The organism is Blattabacterium cuenoti, assembly GCF_014251795.1.
Lineage (GTDB): Bacteria > Bacteroidota > Bacteroidia > Flavobacteriales > Blattabacteriaceae > Blattabacterium > Blattabacterium cuenoti_AB.
Map to the genome: position 1 here is coordinate 495,894 of NZ_CP059201.1, position 26,894 is coordinate 522,787.

The 26,894-nt window shown below is 24.6% G+C and carries 24 protein-coding genes and 1 tRNA gene; 18 read left to right on the plus strand and 7 right to left on the minus strand.

From position 1 onward, the window contains the following. Position 1: 1 nt before the first annotated feature. The 3 genes from H0H55_RS02455 to H0H55_RS02465 form a co-directional block, all read right to left on the minus strand. Positions 2-754, minus strand: a complete 753-nt coding sequence (locus tag H0H55_RS02455) for a shikimate dehydrogenase family protein (protein ID WP_185861166.1) — start codon at positions 752-754, stop codon at positions 2-4. A gap of 28 nt (positions 755-782) precedes the next feature. Then, complete coding sequence (gene rpsU / locus H0H55_RS02460; RefSeq protein ID WP_185861167.1) at positions 783-980, minus strand: 30S ribosomal protein S21; 198 nt, start codon at positions 978-980, stop codon at positions 783-785. 18 nt (positions 981-998) lie between these two features. Next, positions 999-1,073: transfer RNA gene (locus tag H0H55_RS02465), tRNA-Val, on the minus strand. Between the two features lie 58 nt (positions 1,074-1,131). On the opposite strand from H0H55_RS02465, the gene recG reads away from it, so the two are divergent. The 7 genes from recG (at position 1,132) to H0H55_RS02500 (ending at position 9,344) form a co-directional block, all read left to right on the plus strand. After that, complete coding sequence (gene recG / locus H0H55_RS02470; RefSeq protein WP_185861168.1) at positions 1,132-3,198, plus strand: ATP-dependent DNA helicase RecG; 2,067 nt, start codon at positions 1,132-1,134, stop codon at positions 3,196-3,198. Next, positions 3,195-5,348: an ATP-dependent helicase gene (locus H0H55_RS02475; protein WP_185861169.1), complete on the plus strand. Its 2,154-nt coding sequence runs from the start codon at positions 3,195-3,197 to the stop codon at positions 5,346-5,348. Before recG ends, H0H55_RS02475 begins: the two co-directional genes overlap by 4 nt. After that, positions 5,345-6,334 carry a cation diffusion facilitator family transporter gene (locus tag H0H55_RS02480; RefSeq protein ID WP_185861170.1) on the plus strand — a complete coding sequence of 330 codons (990 nt, stop codon included), beginning with the start codon at positions 5,345-5,347 and terminating at the stop codon, positions 6,332-6,334. The genes H0H55_RS02475 and H0H55_RS02480 overlap by 4 nt, the downstream gene beginning before the upstream one ends. Positions 6,335-6,357: 23 nt before the next feature. Then, on the plus strand, positions 6,358-6,960 hold the full coding sequence (locus tag H0H55_RS02485) for a DUF4290 domain-containing protein (protein WP_185861171.1): 603 nt from the start codon (positions 6,358-6,360) through the stop codon (positions 6,958-6,960). Positions 6,961-7,014: 54 nt separating this feature from the next. Then, positions 7,015-8,328: a UDP-N-acetylglucosamine 1-carboxyvinyltransferase gene (gene murA, locus H0H55_RS02490; protein ID WP_185861172.1), complete on the plus strand. Its 1,314-nt coding sequence runs from the start codon at positions 7,015-7,017 to the stop codon at positions 8,326-8,328. Between the two features lie 136 nt (positions 8,329-8,464). After that, positions 8,465-8,950, plus strand: a complete 486-nt coding sequence (greA, locus tag H0H55_RS02495) for a transcription elongation factor GreA (RefSeq protein ID WP_185861173.1) — start codon at positions 8,465-8,467, stop codon at positions 8,948-8,950. Further along, entirely contained in the window at positions 8,940-9,344 is a 405-nt protein-coding gene (locus H0H55_RS02500) for an HIT family protein (protein ID WP_185861174.1), read from the plus strand. Before greA ends, H0H55_RS02500 begins: the two co-directional genes overlap by 11 nt. A gap of 3 nt (positions 9,345-9,347) precedes the next feature. Here H0H55_RS02500 and H0H55_RS02505 read toward each other — a convergent pair whose 3' ends face one another. Next, positions 9,348-10,118 (minus strand): type III pantothenate kinase, encoded by a 771-nt coding sequence (locus H0H55_RS02505; protein WP_185861175.1) that lies wholly within the window; start codon positions 10,116-10,118, stop codon positions 9,348-9,350. Between the two features lie 92 nt (positions 10,119-10,210). On the opposite strand from H0H55_RS02505, the gene H0H55_RS02510 reads away from it, so the two are divergent. Next, on the plus strand, positions 10,211-11,005 hold the full coding sequence (locus H0H55_RS02510) for an alpha/beta fold hydrolase (protein ID WP_185861176.1): 795 nt from the start codon (positions 10,211-10,213) through the stop codon (positions 11,003-11,005). Between the two features lie 8 nt (positions 11,006-11,013). Continuing rightward, the gene (locus H0H55_RS02515; RefSeq protein WP_185861177.1) at positions 11,014-11,586 is read left to right on the plus strand and encodes a 5-formyltetrahydrofolate cyclo-ligase; all 573 of its coding nucleotides are present in this window, start codon (positions 11,014-11,016) and stop codon (positions 11,584-11,586) included. Here the strand turns inward: H0H55_RS02515 and rseP are convergent. Beyond that, the gene (gene rseP, locus H0H55_RS02520) at positions 11,583-12,917 is read right to left on the minus strand and encodes an RIP metalloprotease RseP (RefSeq protein ID WP_185861178.1); all 1,335 of its coding nucleotides are present in this window, start codon (positions 12,915-12,917) and stop codon (positions 11,583-11,585) included. The genes H0H55_RS02515 and rseP overlap by 4 nt on opposite strands. A 50-nt stretch (positions 12,918-12,967) precedes the next feature. Between rseP and H0H55_RS02525 the strand changes: the two genes are divergently transcribed. Next, entirely contained in the window at positions 12,968-13,192 is a 225-nt protein-coding gene (locus tag H0H55_RS02525) for a FeoA family protein (protein WP_185861179.1), read from the plus strand. After that, complete coding sequence (feoB, locus tag H0H55_RS02530) at positions 13,192-15,249, plus strand: ferrous iron transport protein B (RefSeq protein WP_185861180.1); 2,058 nt, start codon at positions 13,192-13,194, stop codon at positions 15,247-15,249. The genes H0H55_RS02525 and feoB overlap by 1 nt, the downstream gene beginning before the upstream one ends. A gap of 98 nt (positions 15,250-15,347) precedes the next feature. On the opposite strand, the gene H0H55_RS02535 is transcribed toward feoB, so the two are convergent. Beyond that, entirely contained in the window at positions 15,348-16,328 is a 981-nt protein-coding gene (locus H0H55_RS02535) for a D-alanine--D-alanine ligase (protein ID WP_185861181.1), read from the minus strand. A gap of 73 nt (positions 16,329-16,401) precedes the next feature. Between H0H55_RS02535 and H0H55_RS02540 the strand changes: the two genes are divergently transcribed. Both H0H55_RS02540 and H0H55_RS02545 read left to right on the plus strand, forming a co-directional pair. Beyond that, on the plus strand, positions 16,402-17,319 hold the full coding sequence (locus H0H55_RS02540) for a PASTA domain-containing protein (RefSeq protein ID WP_185861182.1): 918 nt from the start codon (positions 16,402-16,404) through the stop codon (positions 17,317-17,319). Next, the gene (locus H0H55_RS02545) at positions 17,312-18,322 is read left to right on the plus strand and encodes an RluA family pseudouridine synthase (RefSeq protein WP_185861183.1); all 1,011 of its coding nucleotides are present in this window, start codon (positions 17,312-17,314) and stop codon (positions 18,320-18,322) included. Before H0H55_RS02540 ends, H0H55_RS02545 begins: the two co-directional genes overlap by 8 nt. Here the strand turns inward: H0H55_RS02545 and mgtE are convergent. After that, complete coding sequence (gene mgtE, locus H0H55_RS02550) at positions 18,314-19,669, minus strand: magnesium transporter (RefSeq protein WP_185861184.1); 1,356 nt, start codon at positions 19,667-19,669, stop codon at positions 18,314-18,316. The genes H0H55_RS02545 and mgtE overlap by 9 nt on opposite strands. 154 nt (positions 19,670-19,823) lie before the next feature. Between mgtE and leuS the strand changes: the two genes are divergently transcribed. From leuS to asnS, 5 genes are all read left to right on the plus strand, one after another. Next, positions 19,824-22,613, plus strand: a complete 2,790-nt coding sequence (gene leuS / locus H0H55_RS02555) for a leucine--tRNA ligase (RefSeq protein ID WP_185861185.1) — start codon at positions 19,824-19,826, stop codon at positions 22,611-22,613. A 122-nt stretch (positions 22,614-22,735) separates the two neighbouring features. Next, positions 22,736-24,163, plus strand: a complete 1,428-nt coding sequence (locus tag H0H55_RS02560) for a Glu/Leu/Phe/Val family dehydrogenase (protein WP_185861186.1) — start codon at positions 22,736-22,738, stop codon at positions 24,161-24,163. 43 nt (positions 24,164-24,206) lie between these two features. Further along, positions 24,207-24,923 carry a UMP kinase gene (pyrH, locus tag H0H55_RS02565; protein ID WP_185861187.1) on the plus strand — a complete coding sequence of 239 codons (717 nt, stop codon included), beginning with the start codon at positions 24,207-24,209 and terminating at the stop codon, positions 24,921-24,923. A 4-nt stretch (positions 24,924-24,927) separates the two neighbouring features. Beyond that, the gene (locus tag H0H55_RS02570; RefSeq protein WP_185861188.1) at positions 24,928-25,482 is read left to right on the plus strand and encodes a ribosome-recycling factor; all 555 of its coding nucleotides are present in this window, start codon (positions 24,928-24,930) and stop codon (positions 25,480-25,482) included. Between the two features lies 1 nt (position 25,483). After that, entirely contained in the window at positions 25,484-26,893 is a 1,410-nt protein-coding gene (asnS, locus tag H0H55_RS02575; RefSeq protein ID WP_185861189.1) for an asparagine--tRNA ligase, read from the plus strand. The last annotated feature ends 1 nt before the right edge of the window (position 26,894 follow it).

A 26,894-nucleotide genomic window follows, 5' to 3' on the forward strand; every position in this document is an offset into this window, starting at 1 on the left:
TTTACATTTTCCATATTTTCCAAGACTCCTCTGCTTGAATATATAACATTTCTAATCCATTTTTTGTGATAGCTCCTTTTTCTTCTGCTTTTTTTAAAAATAAAGTTTGATTTGGATTGTAGACTAAGTCATAAAAATAATGATCATGAGAAATATATTGATAAGGTAAAGATGGACATGAATTTATGTTTGGATACGTTCCGACAGGAGTACAATTAATGATAATTCTGTATTCTTTCAATAAATTTTGATTGATATCTTCATAAGATAAAAAATTTTTGTTCTTTTTTCTAGAAACATATTGATATGAAATTTTTAATTTGTTTAAAACAAATGAAATTGTTTTGGAAACTCCACCTGTTCCTAAAATTAATGCTTTTAAATTTTTTTGATTGATGTGATTTAAATTTTTTTTAAAAGAATATTCAAAACCTAAAATATCTGTATTAAATCCTGTTGTACATTGATTATGAATTTTCACAACATTTACAGATCCTATAGATTTTGCTTCAGGTGTAATATGAGTTAAAAAAGACATAATACTTGTCTTGTAAGGTATTGTCACATTACATCCTTTTAAATATGGTTTTTGAAATATCAATGATACATTTTCTATTTTTGGAATATCAAAAATTTTGTAATCTGTGTTGATGATAGATTCTTTATTAAATTTTTCTAAAAAAAATTTTCTAGAAAAAGAATATTGAATATTTTTTCCTATCAATCCATAAATTTTTTTATTTTCATGTTCCATATTCAAAAAATAAAATATGAATAAAAATCTATTCTTCTTTTTTCAATTTCATACGTTCTCTATATTTTGCTCTTAATATTTCATTTCTTCTATCTTCAGAAGGTTTTATATATTGTTGTTTTTCTCTAAATTCTTTTAAAATACGAGTTTTATCAAATTTTTTTTTACTTTTTTTTAAAGCTTTATCGATTGATTCCCCTTCTCTAACAATAGTAATTAAAATCATAAAAATAAATAATTATTGTGGACATTATCGGATTTGAACCGATGACCTCTACTCTGTCAAAGTAGTGCTCTAAACCTACTGAGCTAAATGTCCTATAATGAAATCAACAAAATTAAGTATTTTTTAAATATATAAAACGGATTATAATTATATGTCCTACAATATTTTAAAAAAATCTATAAAATATTTAAAGGGATTAAGTTTGAAAAAAACTTATCTAGTTAATTCGGAATTAAATATTTATACATATGAAGATTTACTTTTTTTTTATCCTAAAGAATATATACATATATGTACATTAAAGAATATATCAGAATTATCAAATAATAATCGTGATTTTATCCAAATAATCGGAAAAATTACTAAGATTGAAGAAATCAACTTCAAAAATAAAAAAGGAAAAATGTCAGTAGCATATTTAGAAGACCAAACTGGTTTGATTGAGTTAATTTGGTTTCAAAAAAATAATTTTTTAAAAAGCATAAAAAAAAATATGACAGTCATAGTTTGTGGAAAAATAAGCTATTTTCAAAAAAAAATTCAAATTATTCATCCAAATATTCAAGAATTTCGTTCTTTATCTTCAGTAAAAAATCATTCTATATTTCCCATATATTCTATTCCCAGTAATTTACAGAAAAAAGGAATAAATAATTCTTTTATGATCAATTTATTACAAAATCTTATAAAAGAATTAAAAAACAACATCGATGAATTTTTTTTTCAAGATTTTCTTGATAAAAAATTAATGTCAAGAAAAAAAGCTTTAATTCAAATTCATTTTCCAGAATCTTTAGATTCTTTATTAAAAGCACAATATTCTTTAAAATTTGAAGAATTATTTTTATTAAAATTGTTCTTTTTATATAGAAAAAAAGCAGCACACAGTTTCGCTTTTACAAAGTTAGGTAAGAATTTTCATAATTTCTACCAAAATTTTCTACCTTTTACTCTAACAGAAGAACAAAAGAAAGTATTTAAGGAAATATGGAATGATTTAAAAAAACCCATTCAAATGAATAGATTATTACAAGGAGAAGTTGGATGCGGAAAAACTATTATAGCAATGTTATCTATGTTGGTAGCTTTAGACAATGGATTTCAGTCTTGTTTGATGGCTCCGACTGAAGTATTAGCTATACAACATTATTATTCTATAAAAAAAATGTTTTCAAAAATTGGAATTCAAATTGCATTATTAACAAGTTCTATTTCTGATTCTATACGTAAATCTCTTTATCATAAAATATTAGAAGGTCAAATATCTATTGTAATAGGAACACATTCTTTAATTCAAGAGAAGGTTCAATTTAAAAATCTTGGATTGGCAATAATAGATGAAGAACAACGTTTTGGAGTAGAACAAAGAAAAAAAATTTGGAAAAAAGATGATAAACATCCTCATATTTTAATTATGACTGCGACCCCTATTCCGAGAACTTTAGCTAAAATCATTTATCATGATTTAAATATTTCGATTATAAAAAAACTCCCTTTAGGTAGAAAACCTATTAAAACTATTCATTTTTGTAAAAAAAATCGAGATCAAGCTTTTCAAATAGTGGAGGATCAAATTTCAATAGGAAGACAAATTTATATTATATATCCCACCATCAATGATTCTTTGAAGTATAGAAATTTAATGAAAGGATATCAGGAAATAAAAGAAAAATTTCAAAATTTGAAAAACGAAATTGGAGTTTTACATGGAAAAATGAATTTCCAAGAAAAAAATATACAAATTAATCGATTTTTACGTGGAAAGATTAAAATTTTAATAGCAACTACAGTTATAGAAGTTGGTGTAAATGCCCCTAATGCGTCGGTCATTATAATAGAGAATGCAAACTTTTTTGGATTATCACAATTACATCAATTGAGAGGAAGAGTCGGAAGAGGAATTCATCAAAGTTACTGTATTCTTATTACTGATAATCAAATTAGTAAAGAAGGTTTTTTTAGAATTAAAAAAATGTGTGAAACAAATAAAGGATTAGAAATAGCTAAAGAAGATCTTAAATTACGTGGTGGAGGAGATTTAATAGGAACTAAACAAAGTGGAAAAAATTATTTTCGCATTATAAATCTAATTAAAGATTATAAATTAATAAAAGAAGTTTTTCCAATTGCTCAAAGTTTTTTTCAAGAGAACCCTAATTTTTTAACAAAAAATATTTTTTATGAATATTATAAAAATAAATGGAAAATATGTAAATGAATAATATAAATTCTCTAAATAATTATCAACGTAAGATAATAGAAACTATTAATGGGCCCATATTAGTTCTTGCTGGAGCCGGATCAGGTAAAACTCATGTTATTACACATCGCATTGTTCACATGATTCAAAATGTAGGAATATCTCCTTCTAGTATATTAGTTTTGACTTTTACTAAGAAAGCCGCAAAGGAAATGAAAAATCGTATTTTTAATATGATGATGGATCCAATAAATTTTCATCAAATAACATTAGGAACTTTTCATTCCATATTTTCAAGCATTTTAAGAAAAGAATCTCACTGGTTAGGATTCAAACATAATTATACTATTTATGATTATCAAGATTCTAAAAATGTTATTAAAAAAATATTAAAAAATATAAAAATAGACACATTTTTAAATTTTAAAGAAATAGTAAAAAAAATTTCCGTACAAAAAAATAATTTGTTTTCTATTAAAAATAAATCAAAAGATCAAAAATCTGATTATTTTTCTGAAATATATGAATCTTATACAAAACGTTGTTTTCAAGCAAATGCATTAGATTTTGATGATATATTACTTTATACTAATCATTTATTTTCTTATTTTCCAAATGTTCTTGAAAAATATCAAAAAAAATTTAAATATGTATTAATTGATGAATATCAAGATACCAATTTATCTCAATATACAATTATAAAACATCTGGTTTCCGTCCATCAAAATCTTTTTGTAGTGGGAGATGACGCTCAAAGTATTTATGCTTTTCGTGGAGCAAATATTTCAAATATTTTAAATTTTCATATTGATTACAAAAATGCCAAAGTTTTTCGTCTTGAACAAAATTATCGTTCTACTTACTATATAGTACAAGCCTCTAACAGTATTATTTCTTTTAACAAAAATCAAATTGTTAAAAAAATATGGACAAATAATGAAAAAGGAGAAAAAATAAGAATATATAGCGCTTTTTCTGACCTAGAAGAAGCACAATATATTGCTTCTTCTATTATGTCAATAAAGAAAAAAATGAATTTACGATATGAAGATTTTGCTATTCTTTACAGAGCAAATAGACAATCTCATATTATTGAATATTCACTTAAAAAAAAAAATATTCCATATCATATATATGGATCGATTTCGTTTGAAAAACGAAAGGAAATTCGAGATTTTTTAGCTTATCTTAGAGTCATTGTCAATCCAAATGATGAAGAATCTTTATTACGTATATTAAAAACAAAAAATCAAAATATAGTCAAAAATCTATTAAGTTTATCTAAAAAAGAAGAAATTACAATTCATAAAATAATAGAGAACATTGAGAAATATCAATTATTATTAAAAATAAATAATAAAACAAAAAATAGACTTAAAAGTTTATTTTTTACGATCAAAAAATTTCGTACGAATATAGAACATGATAATGCATATATAATAGCAAAAAATGTAATAAATTTCTTGTTAAAAGAAAACCCTAAAAATTATAATTATGAAAATTTTCAATATATACTTCATAGTATATTCCAATATATTAAAGAACAAAAAAAATTGAAAAATAATGGAGATACAAGTTTACATAGTTTTTTGCAATGTTTTTATTTAGAAATCGACGATAATATCAATTTTGTAGAAAATGAAAAAAATAAAGTTTCGTTAATGACTGTTCACTTATCCAAAGGATTGGAATTTTCCATTGTTTTTATTGTAGGATTAGAAGAAAATTTATTTCCATTAAAATCGGATTTTAAAAATTTATTTCAAATAGAGGAAGAACGTCGTTTATTTTACGTTGCTTTAACTAGAGCTCAAAAAAAAGCAGTTCTTACTTATGCGAAGTATAGATTTATATGGGGAGAAAAAAAAAAAAATATTCCGAGTCGTTTTATTAACGAAATAAATAAAAATTTTATTGATATAGAAAATCAAAAATGTATATCAAAAAAAAAAGAAATTTTTTCTTTTAGTCAGGAAAATCAAAATTATCAATATTCAAAAATTCAAAAAGGAATAAAAGTTTTTCACAAAAAATTTGGATTGGGAAGTATTATAGAATTACAAAATCATAATCAAATAGCTTTAATAAAATTTAAAAAATCAGGAGAAAAAAGAATTTTGCTAAAATTAAATAAACTTATTATTTACTCAATAGATAGTAATTTATGAAAAATTCAAAAAAAATTAAATTAAATTTTTATCTGCAAAAAATAATTTGTTGTGTAGCAATTATTTTTTTTTTCATAAAATTAATTACTTGGCATATTACTTCTTCACTTTCTATATTCAGTGACGCTATGGAAAGTTTAATTAATGTCATTAGTGGTTTTATTGGATTATGTAGTCTTTATATATCATCTTTACCTAAAGATCAGAATCATCCATATGGACATGGAAAAATAGAATTTATATCAACGGCAATAGAAGGTGTTTTAATTTCTATAGTAGGAATTACTATTTTTATAAATACTTTTATACGTATCAAATATAATATGCATGAACATGAAATCATTTTATCTAGATTAGATTATGGTATACTTTTAATGTCATTGACTGGAATTATTAATTATTTATTAGGATTTATAGCTTGTAAAATAGGACATAAAAATGGAGCCTTAACGTTAGTAGCTAGTGGAAAACATCTACAAATAGATACCTATTCTACTTTTGGAATAGTTGTAGGATTAATTTTATTGAATATTACTAAATGTACATGGATAGATCCTATTATTTCCATTATTTTTTCATCTGTGATTTTATATACAGGATTTAAATTATTGAGAAATGCTACAGCTGGAATTATGGACGAATCTGATAAAAAACTTTTAAAAAAACTTTCATTTTATCTAAACGAAAAAAGAGATATTCATTGGATTGATCTTCATCATTTAAAAATTATTAAATATGGAAGTGCATTACACATAGATTGTCATCTAACTGTTCCTTGGTTTTTTAATATAAAAGAAGCTAATCAGGAAATCAAAAAGTTAACTCAATTAACAAAAAATGAATTTGGATCTAAAGTAGAATTATCGGTACACGTTGAAGCTTGTTCTAATCATCATTGTATACTTTGTTTTCATCATTCTTGTAAAGTAAGGAAAAACATTTTTCAAAAAAAAATTCTTTGGACTTTAGATAAAACATCTTATTAAATAAAAAATTTTAAATACATATTATGGAATACAACACTAATCGTTTCAAATTGGTGATCCCAGAATATGGGAGAAATATTCATAAAATGATAGATTACGCCATACAAATAAAAAATAGAAAAGAAAGAAATCGTTGTGCATGGGGGATTATCAAATTAATGACAGGTTCTGTTCAGACTAAATTTAAAAAATCAATTCCTCATTTTCAACATTTTCAACATAAACTATGGAATCAATTATTTATTATGTCTAAATATCAATTAGATATTGATCCACCTTTTCCTAAACCTAACTCAAAAGAAATCTACAAAAAAAATTCTTATCATCCTAAGAAGGTAGCTTATCCTGAATATTTAACTAATTTTAGATATTATGGAAAAATAATTAGAGATATGATACATGTAGCAATACGTTGTAAAAACACGAAAAAAAAAGAAGGATTATTTTATGCAATTGCTAATACAATGAAAAAAAACTATTTAAGATGGAATAAAAGTATAGTGGAGGATGATGTCATATTTAAAGATTTAAAAGAACTTTCAAAAGGAAAAATATGTTTAATGAAAAATACAGATTCATTATTACAATGTTCTCATATTTTAAGATGTAAAAAAAAATATTATTAATTAGTATTAAGTCAAGTAAAGTTCAGGTGTAAAATTTCTATAAAATCATTATTAATGGGTATTTTCAAAATAAAAGGAGGTTTTCCCTTAAAAGGAGAAATACAACCACAAGGAGCAAAAAATGAATCTTTACAAGTATTATGTGCCGTATTATTAACTTCAGAAAAATTAAGAATTAAAAACATTCCTGAAATTGGAGATGTAAAATGTTTAGTAAAAATTTTAAACTCTATAGGAGTTTCAGTAAAAAAAAATGGGGTTGGAGATTACACTTTTCAAGCAAAAGATATAAATACTGAATATTTTAATACAGAAAAATTTCGTGAGTATGGAAGATCTATAAGAGGATCAATTATGATAGCAGGCCCTTTACTTGCTAGATTTGGAAAAGTTAGTATTCCCGTTCCTGGAGGAGATAGGATCGGTAGACGACGTTTAGATGTCCATTTAAAAGGACTAAAATTATTAGGAAGCAACATCCATTATAATAATGAATACAAATATTTTGATTTACATATCAATAAAAAAGGTTTAATTGGAGAATATATTTTAATGGAAGAAGCTTCTATTACTGGTACAGCTAATATCATTATGGCATCCACTTTAGCTAAAGGAAAAACAACTATTTATAATGCAGCTTGTGAACCTTATGTTCAACAATTATGCAAGTTATTAAATAGAATGGGAGCAAAAATTAAAGGGATAGGATCTAATTTAATTCATATAATTGGAGTAAAAGACTTAGGTGGATGTGAACACACTATATTACCAGATATGGTAGAAATAGGAAGTTGGATCGGATTATCTGCTATTACTTGTTCTGAAATTAAAATTAAAAATGTAAGTTGGAAAAATTTGGGAATCATTCCTAGAATATTTCAAAAAATGGGTATAAAATTAGAAAAAGAAAAAGATAACATTTATATTCCATCACAAAAATCTTATCAAATTAAAAAATCATTAAATAATGCAATATTAACAATATCTGATTCTCCATGGCCTGGATTAACTCCGGATTTATTAAGTATTTTAACTGTAGTTGCAACTCAAGCTAAAGGAAGTGTTTTAATTCATCAGAAAATGTTTGAAAGTAGATTATTTTTTGTAGATAAACTTATTGAAATGGGAGCTCAAATCATATTATGTGACCCTCATAGGGCTACTGTGATAGGACTTAATCATCAATCTTATCTGAGAGGATCTATATTAAATTCTCCGGACATAAGAGCAGGAATATCCCTTCTTATAGCAGCTCTTTCTGCTAAAGGGACTAGTATTATTAAAAATATAGAACAAATAGATAGAGGTTACGAAAATATAGATCAAAGATTACGTATTCTTGGTGCAGATATTCTAAGAATAGAATGAAAAAATATGATTTTAATCATGTAATTATAAAAGTGATATATTTTTATTGTTGAAATAAACACATGTGTTATTTCAAAATCATATAACTTTATATTTATTAATTAAATGAAAAAAAATAAGAAAATAATGAAAAATTATGGAAAAATTTGAATATATAACTAAAGAAGGATTAGAAAAATTACAAAAAGAAATAGAAAGATTAGAAAATATAGAACGTCCAAAAATATCCATGCAAATAGCAGAAGCTAGAGATAAAGGTGATTTATCAGAAAATGCAGAATATGATGCAATAAAAGAAGCTCAAGGTTTTTTAGAAATGAATATAGCTAAGTTAAAAAAAAAATTATCTAATGCACGTATCATAGATGGATCTCAAATTAATAGAACTCGAGTTTCTATTCTTTCTACTGTAAGAGTAAAAAATCTGACTTATGGAGGTGAACAAATATATACTTTAGTTCCAGAAGGAGAAGCAGATTTAAAATTAGGTAAAATATCCATTAACACTCCTATATCAACAGGATTACTCGGAAAACAAGTAGGACAAATAGCTCACATTAAATTACCTAATAAAATGATACTTGATTATGAAATTTTAGAAATCGCGTTTGATGAATCATAATATTTTTAAAAAAATAATTAATAATGAAATTTTATCTTATAAAGTGGCAGAAAATTATGATTATTTAGCTTTTTTAGATATTCATCCTATAAAAATAGGACATACTTTAATCATACCGAAAAGACATAATAGAGATAAAATTTTTTCTTTATCAGAAAAAGATTTTATCTCTATTATGTCTTTTACAAGGAAAGTGGCTATAGGAATAGAAAAAATTATTCCTTGTAATCGTGTCGGTCTATTTGTTATGGGTTTTGAAATTCCTCATATACATATTCATTTAATTCCTATGGATCAAGAAAAGGATGTAGATTTTTCTAGAAAAAGAATAGTTTTATCTTCAAAAAATTTTCAAATTTTATCAGAAAAAATAAAAAAGTCTGTTGATTTATAATTCCTAATGATTCCAGTGAAATAATATTTTTAATCCTTTGATTGTGTGTAATTTATCTTTTATATGAATTTTTTTTGTTAAAGGTGTATATATATGAGATAAACCTCCAGTCGCAATCACAAAACAATTGGTTTTCAATTCTTGATTTATCCTATTTATTAAGCCTTCAACCATACTTAAATATCCATAAATGATTCCACTTTGAATACATGTTTCTGTATATTGTCCTAATATGCTAGGAGGTTTTTTTAATTCAATTTGTGATAGTTGTGCAGTATTTCCAATTAATGCGGTCAAAGAACTATTTACACCAGGAGCAATAATAACACCTTGAAGGTTTCCATATTGATCTATACAGGTAAAACTTAATGCTGTTCCAAAATCTACAACTAAAGTAGTATTTTGGTTATTGTATAATGTATAAGCAGCTATAGCGTTAGCATATAAATCTGTGCCTAATTCATGAGAATAATGTTTGATAGGAGAAATAGAATTTCTATCGACTACAATAGGTTTAATTTTATGTATTTCATATAAAGATTGTTCTACAATATTAGTAAGAGGTGGAACAACGGAGCCAATGACAATATTTTGTATAAATTTGTAAATGATTCCATATTGTTGATATATATTTCTAAATAATAAAATATATTCATCTGAGGATTTATGTGGATTACTATTAATAATCCATGAACAATTACATTCCAAATTGGAATTATTATCAAATAGTCCAAAACGAAGACTAGAATTTCCAATATTTATTGTTAATAACATGATTCATTTCATTTTTCAATGTTAAAAACGTATTTTGAATCAAATAATTATTTTTTTTTGCAAGAACAGATAACAGCATTAATATATATCATATGATGGATATTTATAAAATAAATTTTCAAATCAAAGGAAAAGGAGTCCCTATAGTATTGTTACATGGATTTATGGAAAGTTTAGAAATATGGAATTATATATATTATAATATTCATAATAAATATAAAGTTATTTCAATTGATTTTCCAGGTCATGGAAAAAGTCTTTTTTTAAAAGAAAAAGATACTGTTCTCACTATGGAAAAAACTGCAGAAATTGTAAAAAAAATTATAGAAAAAGAAAATATACAAGAAGCTATTTTTGTTGGACATTCTATGGGAGGATATGTAGCTTTAGCTATCGCAGAAAAATATCCAGAAATGTTTTTAGGTTTATGTTTACTCCATTCTACAACAGAATCAGATACACCTGAAAAAAAGAAAAATCGGATTCAGTCTATTCAATTAGCAATTGATAATCATCCATTATTTATATCTACAAGTATAAAAAAATTATTTCATGATAAAAAATTGCATTTTTTACAAAATGAGATATCCTTCGTGAAGAAAATTGCTTCACAGACTTCTATTATAAGTATTACTTCTTTTTTAAAAGGAATGTCAATTAGAAAAAATAGAAAATTTCTGCTAAAAAAAACTCAATTTCCAAAATTATATATAGCTGGTTTATACGATTTAATTCTTGATATTAAAAAAATTTATGAAGAAACTAAAAATGCAAATAACACTTATTTTGTTTCAATACCTGCAGGTCATATGGGCCATATCGAAAAACCTAAAGAAATAGTAAGAATATTAGAAAATTTTATAGATTTCTCCATAATTGAAAAATGAAAAATTTCATGAATAAAAAAAAATTACGTAAAAAATACTTCTATATGAGAAAATATATTTCTCATGTAGAAATTATAAAAATGAGTTATAAAATTTTTTTTCAGTTAAAAAAAATATTTTTTATATGGGAAAAAACATATTATCACATTTTTTTACCTATACGTGAACATCAAGAAATCAATACATTTATCATTATTAATTTTTTATTAAAAATGGGAAAATGTGTAACTATTCCCTGCTCTGATTTTGAAAAATTATCCATAGAAAATTGTTTATATCATGAAGATATTATTTTAATAAAAAATAAACATGGTATTTTAGAACCAATTTCTATGCATAAATATATTGTTCCAATCTCTCTTATTGAAATTATATTTATTCCCTTATTAATATTTGATTTAAAAGGACATAGAATCGGTTATGGAAAAGGGTTTTATGATAGATTTATTCCTTTATGCAAAAAAAATGTTATCAAAATAGGTTTAAGTTTTTTTAGTCCCATAAAGGAAATTCAAAACATACATAAATATGACTTATTAATAGATATAGGAATCACTCCTGATTATATTTTCCTCATTTAAAGAAAAACTTTGAAAATATCCCAAATAATAATAAACATCATGATGAAACTAATGATCAAAAATCCGTAAATAGTACAACGTTCAACAATTTCTTCATTTATTTTTTTCCCTGTTATCATTTCTATCATAATAAATAATATATAACCACCATCTAATGATGGAATAGGAAATAAATTTAAAAAAGCTAACCAAATAGATAAAGTAGCAGTTAAAGTCCAAAAAATATCCCAGTTCCATTTAGATGGAAATTCTTTAGCTATGGAAAAAAAACTCCCTATTTGTTTATAAGCTTTAGTTTCTATATGAAAAACATTTTTCAAAAAAAAGATTTGATTTTTTAATACATCCCAAACTTTTTTTATCCCATGAGGGATACTCTCAAAAAAAGAATAATGCTTTTTTTCAAATAAAAAAATTTGATCTAAATCCGTAAAATTTTTTAAATAAATACCCAAAATTCCTTTTGAATCTAGAAATACTTCTTTTTGAACAAGTTTTCCATTTCTATTAATAGATATTAATACACTTTTATTTTTATATTTTGATAATAAATCTTTTAACTGATCAGAAAAGAGAATAAATTCAGAATTAATAGCTAATATTTCATCATTATTTTTGAATCCATGTTTTTCTGCTTCAGAATTTCTGATGACATAATTAATTATAGGAGGAACACGAGGTTTAATAAAAAAATTAAGTTTTTTTCTATCAAAAATAAATCTTTTTTTGTCATTATTTAACGACAATTTTATAATATTCCCCATACGATCTATAGTAATAGAATTTCCTAAAATGATTGCTTTAGGAATATCATTAAAATATGGGACATATTTTTCATTTACAAATAAAATTTTATCTCCATTTTTTAATCCTATTTTTTCTCCTAAAGAATCAACTTCTATTCCATATTTAACATTTTTTGTAGGTAGATAAGTTTCTCCGTATTTAAACAATAGAAAAGTAAAAATTAAAATGGATAATAATACATTGAAAATAATACCTCCAGAAATAATCAATAGTCTTTTTATTGCTGATTTAGAACAAAATTCCCAATGACTATTTTGATTTTTTGATAAAACATTTTGACCTTTATTGCCCATCATCATTCCTGATATTTTCACATATCCACCCAAAGGCAACCAACCAATTCCATAAACGGTATCTCCTATTTTCTTTTTAAAAATAGAAAACCAAGGATCAAAAAATAAAAAAAATCTTTCAACCCTTACTTTAAATATCTGAGCCATAACAAAGTGGCCCAATTCATGAATAAGAACTAATATAGAGATGCTAAATAGCAATTGTACAGACCTAATTAAAGTTGATGACATTTCAATAAAAAAGATAAATTTAAACCTTTATTCAAAAATAAAAATATATTTTGAATTTATCTAATCTTAAAAAAGGAGAAAAAGGAATTATTAAAGGATATAAGAATGATAATTTCCCCATAAAATTGTTAGAATTAGGAGTTTTACCTGGTGTAAAATTTGAAATACTTTTTGTTTCTATTTTTTATGATCCACTATGCATAAGTTACGATCAATCTTGTTTAGTTTTACGAAAAAAAGAGGCTGAAAATATCATAATAGAACCTATTATTTAATGAAACAAATGAAATTAGCGCTTGTTGGTAATCCTAATGTAGGAAAAAGTTCTTTATTCAATCAATTGACTGGACTGAATCAAAAAGTTGGAAATTATATAGGAGTTACAGTAGATAAAAAAATCGGATATTTTCATCATGAAAATAGATGCTATCAAATTATAGATCTTCCTGGAGTTTATAGTATATATCCTTCTTCTGAGGATGAAGAAGTAGTCAGCAAACTCCTGATTAACAATACAAATGATTATCCAGATAAAATTATAGTAGTAGCAGATTCTTCAAATATAAAAAAAAGTATTCTTTTACTTAGACAAGTACAAGATTTAGGATTTCCTGTTCTTTTTGTATTAAATATGTTTGATGAAGCAAAAAAAAAAGGAATATTTATTAACATAGAAAAATTGAGAAAATTTCTTATAACAGAAATAGTGCTAATAAACGCAAGAAAAGGAATAGGATTAAATGAAATCAAAATAAAAATAAGAAATTTGAATCAAAAAAAAAGAAAAAACTATTTTTTTCATCCAGGATTACATTATTCGCTTGCTATTGATGATGTAAAAAATACTTATAAAGTTAGTACTTATCAAGCTTGGTTTTATTTAGCTCATAATAGAAAATTTTTAAAAGAAGACTATTTATTAAATGAGATTAAAAGAAAACATAATATAATACCAAAAAGATTACAAATAAAAGAAATATTAGATAGATATGAAGAAATAGAAAAAATTTTATCGAAAACAGTTTATAAATTAACTTCAAATAAAGAAAAAAACTATCTTAAATTTTCAAAAAAAATAGATAATCATTTAATTTTACATCCTTTTTGGGGTTATTTTATTTTTTTATTTTTTTTATTTTTTATTTTTCAATGTATTTTTTTTTGTTCAAAAATTCCTAAAAAATTTATAGAATTTATTTTTTTATTTGTACAGAATAAATTATATTCTTTTTGTCCTGGTCCTTTAAATAATTTTTTTTTACAAGGAATATTACCTGCAATTAGTACTATTATTTCTTTTGTTCCACAAATTTCTATTCTATTATTTTTTCTTCTTCTTATGGAAGAAAGTGGTTATATAAGTAGAGTTATATTTCTAATGGACAAAATTATGCGACCTTTTGGATTAAATGGAAAAAGCGTTGTTCCACTTATTTCTAGTATGGCTTGCGCTATTCCTGCAATTATGTCAGCTAGACATATAGAAAATCCTAGAGATCGTTTAATTACCATTTTAGCTACACCTTTTATGACCTGCTCCGCAAGATTGCCTGTTTATACATTAATTATATCCCTAATCATACCGGATAAAAAATGGTATTTTATCCAATTAAGAGGAGTAGTCCTCATGTTTATGTATATTTTGGGTATAATGTCTGCTTTGAGTGTCGCAATAATTTTACATCAATTTTTAAAAAAAAATTATCAAAGTCATCTTATAATGGAAATTCCTACTTATAAAATACCTATGTTTAAAAATATATTAATTACTTTATGGATCAATTTGAAATCGTTTGTTATCAATGCAGGAAAAATGATTTTATTAATTAATGTATTAATTTGGGTTTTAGGTACTTTTGGTCCTTCAGAAAATATATCGAATAAAAATTCGATCATGAATATTGAAAAAAGAAAATTATCTTATTCTTATTTAGGACTATTAGGAAAAAAAATGGAACCAATAATTCATCCATTGGGATATGATTGGAAAATTGGAATAGGTTTACTATCATCTCTTGTAGCAAGAGAGGTTTTTGTTAGTACCATGGCTTCTGTATATAGTATAGAAGAAAAAGAAAATTCTCTGGAAAATAAAATGAAAAAAGAAATGTATCCCAAAACTAAAAAACCTATTTATAATTTAGCGACAGGAATTTCTCTACTATTTTTTTATGCATTTTCTATGCAATGTATGAGTACTTTATCTATACTAAAAAAAGAAACAAAATCTTGGAAATGGCCTATCCTACAATTTGTTTTTATGACCTTATTATCTTATATAGCTTCATTATTAACATATCAAACATTAACAAAATGTGGCAATACATTATAATAGGTTTATTTTTTTTATATTCAATTATTTGTTTATTTAGAAAGTTTTTGAACTTTTTTTTTAAAAAAAATTTTTGTCAAAAAAAATGCAATTGTAAATTATAATTTCATTTTTTCAATGGCAGAATATATACAATTTTTAAAAATATCGGATAAAGAAATTCCTACTTGTTTCAATTGTTTTGGAAAAATACTTTCTTCTGAAAGACCTGGAACTGTATTGATTTCTAAAAAAAAAGGTTCTTCATTAACAAGAATATATTCAGCTCTAGATATTCCTGATAAATTTAAAAATTTATATACTTTTTTTGCTGTTTTTCGTATTTTATTCTCAATATTTGGTAGTAATTTTGCAGGAGTGATTTCTTTAGATTTTCCAGAGTATTTTGATTCAAAATCAAAAAAATCGTTTTGACTAATTATTTCTGTTATTGGTAAAACAATAATTTTATTTTTTAATGAAAAAACACCAACTGAAACCTCTCTTCCTTTAAGAAAGGATTCTATAATAATTTCTTCATCTTCTATAAAAGCTTTTTGTACTGCATCTAACAAATTTTTTTCTTCATAAACTTTACTTATACCTAAACTTGATCCAGATCTATTAGGTTTTACAAAACAAGGAAGCCCTACTTTATTTAGGATTTTTTTTAGACAAAAATCTTGATTTTGATTTAAAAAAAAAGATTTTGCTGTGTTAATTCCAAAATATTTCAATAAAGTCAAACAATATTTTTTATTAAAGGTCACATTAGCATGATGAAAAGTACATCCTGTATAAGGGATCCTTAATAATTCGAAATAAGCTTGTAAGATTCCATCTTCTCCTGGAGTTCCATGTATAGCATTGAATACACAATCAAATTTTAAATATTTCATACCGAAAATAGTAAAATCTTGTTTATTTATAGAATACTCTTTATTTTTATTATCTTTCATAAACCATCTATCTTCTAAAAGATAGATTCTATAAGGATCAAATTCTTTTCTGTCTAAATTTTCATAGACAACTTTTCCACTTTTGATCGAAATAGTATATTCTTTTGAATATCCCCCCATAACAACAGCAATTTTTTTCATTATTTATTTTTAATTTTATTGATTTTTATTTTTATATGAAAAAATTTTATTTAAATAAATATTTATTTTTTTTATGAACTATCCAAAATATTTTTTCATATTTATTATAAATTTTTTGGTTGCCATATTAATTTTATGTAAACTCACTCAAGTAGCATTGAGATGGGTCGATATTTATACCAAACATGGTTATTCCGTTGTAGTTCCTGACTTAAGAGGTCTGACGTTACCCGAGTCTATATCTATTTTAAAAAAATTAGGTTTAAAATATGATGTAGATACATCGCATTATAATCCTAGTTTTAAAATTAATCAAATTATTTCTTCTTCTCCTGAACCTGGGAATCATGTAAAAGAAGGAAGACACATATATATACAAGTAAATTCTCAGTCATATCAATCTTTTTTACCGGATATCATCAATAAAGATAAACGAATAGCAATAAAATTGCTTCATGCTAATCATATCTTTGTTAAAGAAATTAGATATGTTCATAACATGAGTAAAGATACCGTATTAAAAGTCTTATATAAAAATCAATCTATTCGATTTGGGTACAAATTACCTACTAATCAAGATGGAATTACTTTAATCATTGGAAAAGGATATGAAAGAAATAATTTAGTAGTTCCTAACGTTGTTGGAATGTCATTACATTCAGCCATTGATACTTTAAAAAATCAATTATTTCATGTGATTAATTTTTACTATGATCATGGAATAATAAATCCTTATCAAAATGCACAAGTATATCGTCAAAAACCTGATCCAGGAGAGATTTATGATAAAAATAAATCTATTGAACTATGGTTAACATCAAAAGAATTGTTAGATAATTTAATTCAAGTAGAAGAAAAAGATTCTAAAAAACAAATAGAAAAAATTCAAGTAGAAGAAAAAGATTCTAAAAAACAAATAGAAAAAATTCAAATAGAAGAAAAAAATTCTAAAAATAAAGAAGAAAAAATTGAATCAGATTTAAGTGAATAAAATAAAAATTATTGCAAAAAAAAATCAAAAAGAAATTCGCATTGACAAATTTATAAAAGATAATATACGACAAAATATTAGCAGAAATCAAATTCAAAAACTAACTATTTCTGGAAAAATACTAGTAAATCAACATATTGTAAAAAAAAATTATAAAATAAAACCCTTAGATTTTGTAGAAATAGAAATTTCTAATATTCCTACTATAAGAGATCATTTAGAATATAATAATATCATTGCGGAAAAAATTAATCTTGATATCATACATGAAGATGAAGATATTATTGTAGTTAATAAACCTGCAGGAATGGTAGTACATCCTGGTTTTGGAAATTATCAAGGAACACTAATTCATGGAATCAAATATCACTTTCAAAATTCAAATATGAAAAATTTTCATTTATATAGAAGTGGATTAGTTCATAGATTAGATAAAGATACATCAGGGTTATTAGTTTTAGCTAAAAATGAATATTCAAAACAATGTTTATCTCAACAATTTTATTACAGAACTATTCAACGAGAATATAGAGCATTAATATGGGGAAATATACTAAAAGAAAAAGGAATTATCACTGGATTTATTGGAAGGGATCCTAAAAATAGAAAAAGAATGACTATTTTCAGAAATGATGAATATCATAAAGGAAAATATTCTATAACATATTATAAAGTATTAGAAAGATTTCAATATCTAACATATATTTCTTGCAATATAAAAACAGGAAAAACACATCAAATAAGAACTCATTTCAAATATTTAGGTCATCCATTATTTAACGATTCAATTTATGGTGGAAATCAAATTTTTATGAGAAAAAAATATTCAAATAAAAATATAGAATTTTTGAAAACTTTTTTAAAAATACTACCAAGACAAGCTTTACACGCTATATCTATTTCTTTTATACACCCAAAAAATAAAAAATGCTACTTTCACTCTCCTATTCCTGAAGATTTTCAAATGGTTTTGCAAAAATGCAGAAAAATATTTTTACAATAAAGTCCCATGTAAAAGGAGATAGGATATAGAAAAATATATCATTAATCCAAAAACATCCACTAATGTTGCAACAAAAGGAGCTGAAGAACTAGCAGGATCTCCTCTGAATTTTTTGATTATAAAAGGTAACATTGACCCACTTAATGTTCCCCATAAAACTACTCCAATTAAAGAAAAAAAAACAGAAAAACCTACTAATAACCAATGATTTCCATAATTAAATAAATTGATTTTGTGCCAAGCAATTACACGTATAAAACCTGTCAATCCTAAAATACCACCTAAAAAAAAACCGCAAATAATTTCTCTTCGCATAACAATCCACCAATCTTTTATCTTCACTTCTCCTAAAGACATTGCTTGTATAATTAAACTAGCAGCTTGAGAACCGCTATTTCCTCCACTTGAAACAACTAAAGGAATAAATAAAGCAAGAACTATGGCTTGTTCTATGAAACTTGAAAATTTTTGCATAACTGTTGTTGTTAACATTTCTCCTATAAACAATAAAATTAGCCATCCAGCTCTTTTTTTGATAAGTTTATATAAAGGAACGTTTAAATAAGATTGATTTAAAACTTCCATTCCTCCTATTTTTTGAATATCTTCTCTATAATTTTCATTTAAAACCCATAAAATATCATCTATAGTTACTATTCCCAATAAAATATTTTGATCATCTATGACTGGAAGAGTAATTCTATTACTCATAGTAAATATTTTATTAGCGTCTTCTTCTGTATCTGTTACATTTAAAACTTCAGTATATTTATATTTTTCATCGATTAAATCGTAAATTTTTGTGTTTGGATCTACTAATAAAAATTCTCGTATTTTTATATCATCTATTAATTTTCCTTTTTCATCTATTATGTAGATAATTTCTATAAAATCACTATTTTTTACCTCTTTACGAATATGATCCAAAACTTCTTGAACACTCCAAGTTTTTTGAACTGCAAGATAATATGGAATCATAAAACGACTGACACTATTTCTAGGATAACCTAATGATGCTAAAATTTTACATTTTTCTTCTATATTTAAATATTTAATTAAATCTTTTAAAAGATCTTTTGGAAGATTTTTTAATAGATAAAGACGATCATATTCAGACAGATTATTTAGTAAATCTATTTTTTTTATAGAAGATAAACCTGTTATAATTTTTTTTTTTATAGAAAAGTCTAATATGTTAAAAATAGAAATTGCTTTACATAATTCTAACAAACTAAATATTTTGACAGCATGATTAGGATTATTATGAATAATTTGTATTAATCTACTAACAGTTTGACTATTGATAAATTTATCGTTATTTAAATAATCTTGATCCTCATTTAACATTTTTTATAAGTTTTTATGAGTATTCATAATATATTAATATGTTTATAAAATTAAAATAATTTCTATATTGTTATGTGTTATGCATGAACAAATTAAAATTACATAATAAAATTGTTGTAATATTTACGTATAGTTTCAGTTTAAAAAAATAAAAATGGAATATAATTTTCGTAAAATAGAAAAACGTTGGCAAACATACTGGAAAAAAAATAAAATTTTTCACACGAAAGAAAATGAAAAAATAAAGAAATACTACATATTAAATATGTTTCCTTATCCTTCTGGAACAGGACTTCATGTAGGGCATTGTTTAGGTTATATAGCATCAGATATTTATGCTAGATATAAACGAGCAAAAGGATACAATATTTTAAATCCCATAGGATTCGATTCTTTTGGACTCCCTGCAGAACAATATGCTATACAAACAGGAAAACATCCTGAAAAAACAATTCAGGAAAATTCACGTAGATATAAAAAACAAATGGATAAAATAGGACTTTCTTTCGATTGGAATCGAAAATTATATACTAGTGATCCTAATTATTATCGATGGACCCAATGGATGTTTATTCAAATTTTTAATTCTTGGTACGATAAAAATAGTGAAAGAGCTAAACCTATAAATTTTTTAATTGAAGAATTTAATAGAAACGGAAATGACTTCATTGATGCAAGCACAATATCAAACAACTATAAATTCAATTCAAAAACATGGAAAAAATTAAATTCATACGAAAAAGAATCTATTCTTTTAGATTACAGATTAGCTTTTTTATGTCAAAATACAGTGAATTGGTGTCCATATTTAGGAACAGTATTAGCTAATGATGAAATCAGAAATGGAAAAAGTGAAAGAGGAGGATACCCTGTATATAAAAAAAAAATGTTACAATGGCATATAAGAATTTCTGCATATGCAGAAAGACTTATAAGAGAATTGAGTAAAATTGATTGTTCTCAATCTTTAAAAAGATTACAATCAAATTGGATAGGAAAATCAAAAGGGATTTCTTTAGTGTTAAAAATTCTTCATCCTATTGGAGAATTTAATCAAATTGAATTGTTTACTTCTCATCCAGAAATGATATTTGGAATCACTTTTATCATACTATCTACTGATCATCCACTTGCAGATAAAATAAGTACTTTTTCTTTATACCATAAAAATGTTTTAACATATCTAACTAAAGAATTTTCCATAGACGAAAATATGAAAAATATTTCTGGAATTTTTACAGGAAATTATGTATTGCATCCTTTTATTAGAAATAAAAAAATCCCCATTTATATCAGTAATTTTTTTACTATCAATGATCAAACGAAATCTATGATAGGAATACCTGGACATGATGAAAAAAGTAAAAAATTTGCTACCAAATTCGGTATAGAAATTATAAATGTTTTAGATTTTAATGAAATATGTATTAATTCTAATTTTTTAAATGGATTAAACCGGAAACAAGCAAAAGAAAAAATAATAAAAATTTTAATAAATAATAAAATAGGAAAACTAAAAATTAGTTATAAAATTCATGATGCTATTTTTTCGAGACAAAGATATTGGGGAGAACCAATTCCTATTTTTTTTAAAAAAAAAATTCCAAAAATAATTCCTTTAGATAAATTGCCTATTATTTTACCCAAAATAAAAAATTTTGATCCTGAAAATGGAAAATCTCCATTAGAAAGAGTAAAAAATTGGGCTTGGAATGAAAAAAATATGAAAATCGTATCTAATACTCTTATTGATCATAAACATGTATTTCCAATAGAAACTAGTACGATGCCTAGTTGGGCTGGATCTAGTTGGTATTTCTTGAGATATATGGACGTTCATAATAATCAATTTTTTGTTGATAAAAAAAAAGAAAATTATTGGAGAAATGTAGATTTATATGTTGGAGGATCTGAACATAGTACAGGTCATTTGATTTATGCTAGGTTTTGGCATAAATTTTTGTTAGATAGAGGATGGGTTACAACTGAAGAACCTTTTAAAAGAATATTAAATCAAGGAATGATTTTAAGTTATTCTGCTATCATTCTAAAAGTAATAGGGGAAAATACATTCATATCTTATGGACTAAAAGAAAAAAAACACGCATATTTATCTTTTCAAGAAATATATGTGGATCTCTCTTTAATTAAAAAAAACGATGAATTAGATATTCATAAATTTAAAAAATGTAGACCTGAATTTTATGCATCTGTTTTTATTTTTGAAAGAGGAGTTTTTCTCTGTAAAAGAAAATTGGAAAAAATGTCAAAATCAAAGTATAATATAGTCAATCCTGATAATATTTATGAAAAATATGGATCAGACATATTTCGTATTTATGAAATGTTTTTAGGCCCTATTCATCAATCTAAACCTTGGGATGAAAAAAAAATAAATGGAATCAAAAATTTTATAAATAAATTTTGGCGTTTATTTCATAAAAATAAAAATTTTAAAGTGAGTGAAATGAATCCATCATTACAAGAATTTCAAATTTTACATCGTACTATAAAAAATATCCAAAATAAAATGGAATCTTTTTCTTATAATACATCTATTAGTTTATTGATGATAATTACTAATCAATTGACTGCATTAAAATGCAATAAAAGAAAAATATTAGAACCTCTCGTGCAATTAATTGCTCCATTTGCTCCTCATATATCCGAAGAATTATGGTTTAAATTAGGAAAAAATAAATCAATTATGTTTTATAACATGCCAGTTTTTGATCAAAAATATATAGTTAAAAAGGAAATAACATATCCTATTATGTTTAATGGAAAATTAAAATTTTTAGAAAAATTTGATTCTAATATTTCAAAAGAAAAAATAAAAAATAAAATATTAAATCATCCTAAAACAAAATTTCTTTTAAAGAAAAAAATTTTAACAAAATTCATTTTGATACCTAAAAAAATAATAAATATTTTATTTAAATAAAATATTTTATTCATTTTTTAATATTAAATTAAAATTTATACATAAAATGTAGATTTGTATTCGATAATGTAGCATTTATTTTTTTTCATTTTCATTTTATAGAAATGTGTAAAACTTTTTTTATGTCAAAAAACCAAAATAAAACTAATGCATATAGTTTTTTTAATTGTATAGAAAAAAATTTTGATAAAGCTGCACGATTTCTTTCTATTGAAAAAGGTCTTTTAGAACAAATTAAAGCTTGTAATGCTGTATATCGAATTCATTTTCCTGTAAAAATAGGAAAAGAAATCAAAGTAATTGAAGCATATAGAGTTCAACACTCACATCACAAACTTCCTTGTAAAGGAGGAATTCGATATAGTATTAAAGTTAATCAAGATGAAGTAATGACTTTAGCTGCTTTAATGACTTACAAATGTGCTATAGTTGACGTTCCTTTTGGTGGAGCTAAAGGCGGTATTAAAATAGATCCACAAACTATATCAGTAGAAGATATAGAAAAAATAACTCGACGTTATACTTCTGAGTTGATTAAAAAAAATTTTATTGGACCGGGAATAGATGTCCCTGCTCCTGATTATGGAACTGGAGAAAGAGAAATGAGTTGGATTTTTGATACTTTTTTATCTCTTCGTTCTGGAGAAGTAGATGCATTAGCTTGTGTGACAGGAAAACCTATTTCTCAAGGAGGAGTAAGAGGAAGAAAAGAAGCAACAGGATTAGGTGTTTTTTATGGCATCAGAGAATTATGTCATATCAAAGAAGAAATGTCTTCTGTTCATCTTGATATAGGATTAGTAGGAAAAAAAATTATCATACAAGGATTAGGAAATGTAGGATATCATGCTGCCTATTTTTTTCATAAAGCGGGAGCTATTATAATAGCTTTAGCAGAGAGAGAAGGTGCTATTTATAACGAAAAGGGATTAAATGTATCCAAAGTTTTTTTACATTTAAAAAATACTGGATCTATATTAAATTTTCCAGAAGCAAAAAATATAGAAAATACAGAAAAAGCTTTAGAATTAGAATGTGATATTTTAATTCCAGCAGCATTAGAAAATGTAATTCATAAAAATAATGCAAATCGTATCAAGGCTAAAATCATTGGAGAAGCCGCAAATGGGCCTATCACTCCTGAAGCTGATGAAATATTGGAAAAAAAAGGAGTAATTATCATTCCTGATATTTATTTGAATGCAGGAGGAGTTACTGTTTCTTATTTTGAATGGCTAAAAAATTTAAGTCATGTCCGTTATGGACGTATGGAAAAAAAATTTAATGAAAATATGAATGCAGAATTGTTGCAAGTTATAGAAACAGTTTGTAAAAAAAAGATTTTATCTGAAGAAAAGAAAATTATTTTAAGAGGACCAAGAGAAATAGATTTAATCCGTAGTGGATTGGAAGATACAATGATCAACGGATTTCACAAAATCCGTGATTTAAAAAAATCATCAAAAATAGGAAATTTACGTACCGCAGCATTTGTTTTAGCCATAAATAAAATTATAGATTCTTATGAAAAATTAGGAATTTTTCCATAATATTCTTTTATTCTTAGGAAAAAACGATAAAAATATATTCTTCATGAAGTACAAAAGATCACTATTGAAATTAAGTGGAGAAGCTCTTATGGGAGAGAACGAATTTGGACTTCATTCTACTCGTCTTCAACAGTATGCTGAAGAAGTTAAAAAAGTAGTAGATATGGGAGCTCAAGTAGCCATAGTTATTGGAGGGGGAAATATATTTAGAGGATTTTCTAGAATAAAGGAAAAAGCTATAAATCGTATTGAAGGAGATTATATGGGAATGCTAGCAACCGTAATTAACGGTATAGCTTTTCAATCATATTTAGAAAATGTAGGAATTTGTGCCTATATCCAAACAGCTATTCGAATGGATGAAATAGCGGAACCTTTTGGTAAAGATAGGGCTATTCATCATCTGGAAAAAGGAAGAGTTGTAATATTTGTTGCTGGGTTAGGAAACCCTTATTTTACTACAGATACAGCGGCTGTTTTACGTGCTATAGAAATCAAAGCAGATGTATTGTTAAAAGGGACTAGAGTAGATGGAATTTATACAACTGATCCAGAAAAAGATAAATATGCTAAGAAACTTCAAAATATATCTTTTGATATGGCATATCAAATGGGAATCAAAGTAATGGATCAAACAGCTTTTATTTTAGGAAATGAAAATAATTTACCGATTATTATTTTTGATATTAATAAAAAAGGAAATTTTAAGAAAGTCATTTCTGGAGAAAAAATAGGAACCATGGTTTCAAAAAAAAAATAAAATTATGGATGAATTAAATAATATTTTTTTCCATTGTAAAAACGATATGGATAAAATTTTGAAACAATTAAAAACAGAAATTCATCGTGTTCGATTGGGAAGCAAGTCTGTCTCTTCTTTCTTAGAAAGAATAAAAATAAAATGTTATGGAACTTTTTTGCCACTTATAGAAGTGGCTAATATTTCTATTATAGATAATATGAATATTTCTATCAATCCTTGGGACCGTTCTATTAATTCAGTTATAGAAAAAGCTATTATTGATGCAAACTTGGGTTTTATGCCTACAAATAAAGGAGATTCTATTCATATCCGTTTACCTATAATTACAGAAGAAAGCAGGATAAATTTAGTAAAGAAAATAAAATTACAAACAGAACATGCAAAAATTCTTGTAAGAAAAATTCGAAAAAAAAATAAACAAAATATAAAAAGATTAAAAATATCAGAAGATCTATCTAATATAGGAGAGAATCGCATACAAAAAATGACAAATGAATATATACAAAAAATAGAAAATTTCTTTCTTCATAAAGAAGAAGAAATATTAAAAATATAAAATGTTAAAAAAATATTCAGTTAAAAAATTACTCAATAAAGGAAAATTTTTCATAAACAAAAAAGTATTAGTTGAAGGATGGATTCGTTCTTTTCGATATTCTATTTTCATTGATTTAAATGATGGATCTACAATCAATAATTTGCAAATTATTTTATCCAGAAAATTGGATCAAAAAATTCAAAAAAAAATAACAATTGGAAGTTCTATTAGTGTTATAGGAATAGTAAAAAAAAGTATTGGAATAAAACAACATATTGAACTCAAAACTCTGGATTTAACTATCTATCAATCAGTAGATTCAAAAATTATTCAAAAATCTATTTTACAACCTAAAAAACATAGTTTAGAAAAACTTCGTGAACAAGCTCATTTACGTTTTCAAACAAATATTTTTAGTTGTATAATGCGAATTCGTCATCATATAGCTTTTGGCATACATAAATATTTTCATGAACACGGTTTCTTTTATTTGCACTCTCCAATTATTACTACTTCAAATAGTGAAGGAACTGGAAAAATGTTTCAAATTACAACTATGGATTTAAAAAATAACCCAATAGATTATAAAAAAGATTTTTTTAAATGTGAAACTTTTCTTAGTGTTTCTGGACAATTAGAAGCAGAAAGCGCGTCTTTAGGACTAGGAAAAGTATATACTTTTGGTCCTGTATTTAGAGCAGAGAATTCCAATACTTCACGACATCTATCTGAATTTTGGATGGTAGAACCGGAAATTTCTTTTTATCATCTAGAGGAGAATATGAATTTAGCTGAAAGTTTTTTAAAGTTTATTATCAAATATATTATTGATAATAATATGGAAGATTTGATTTTTTTAAATCAGTATTTAGAAAAATGGGATCGAAAGAAAAAAAACTTTCTTCTAGAAAAACTAGAACTTACCTTAAAATTTCCATTTAAAAAAATTAGTTATACAGAAGCGGTAAAAATTCTTGATCAAGAAAAAAAAGAAAAAAATATAAAATTTTTACATCCAATTGTTTGGGGTATGGATTTACAATCGGAGCATGAACAATATTTAGTTGATAAATATTTTAAAATTCCTGTAATCATATTTGATTATCCTTGTAATATTAAAGCTTTTTATATGCGTATGAATGATGATGAAAAAACTGTTAGAGCTATGGATATTTTACTACCTGAAATAGGAGAAATTATTGGAGGATCTCAAAGAGAAGAACGTTATGATATATTATTAAAACGTATGAAAGATACAAATACTGACGTAAATAAACTTTGGTGGTATTTAGATACACGTCGTTTTGGTTCTGTTCCTCATAGTGGATTTGGTTTAGGTTTTGATCGTTTAGTTCAATTCATCACAGGCATGAATAATATTCGTGATGTGATTCCTTTTCCAAGAACTCCAAATAATGCAGAATTTTAGA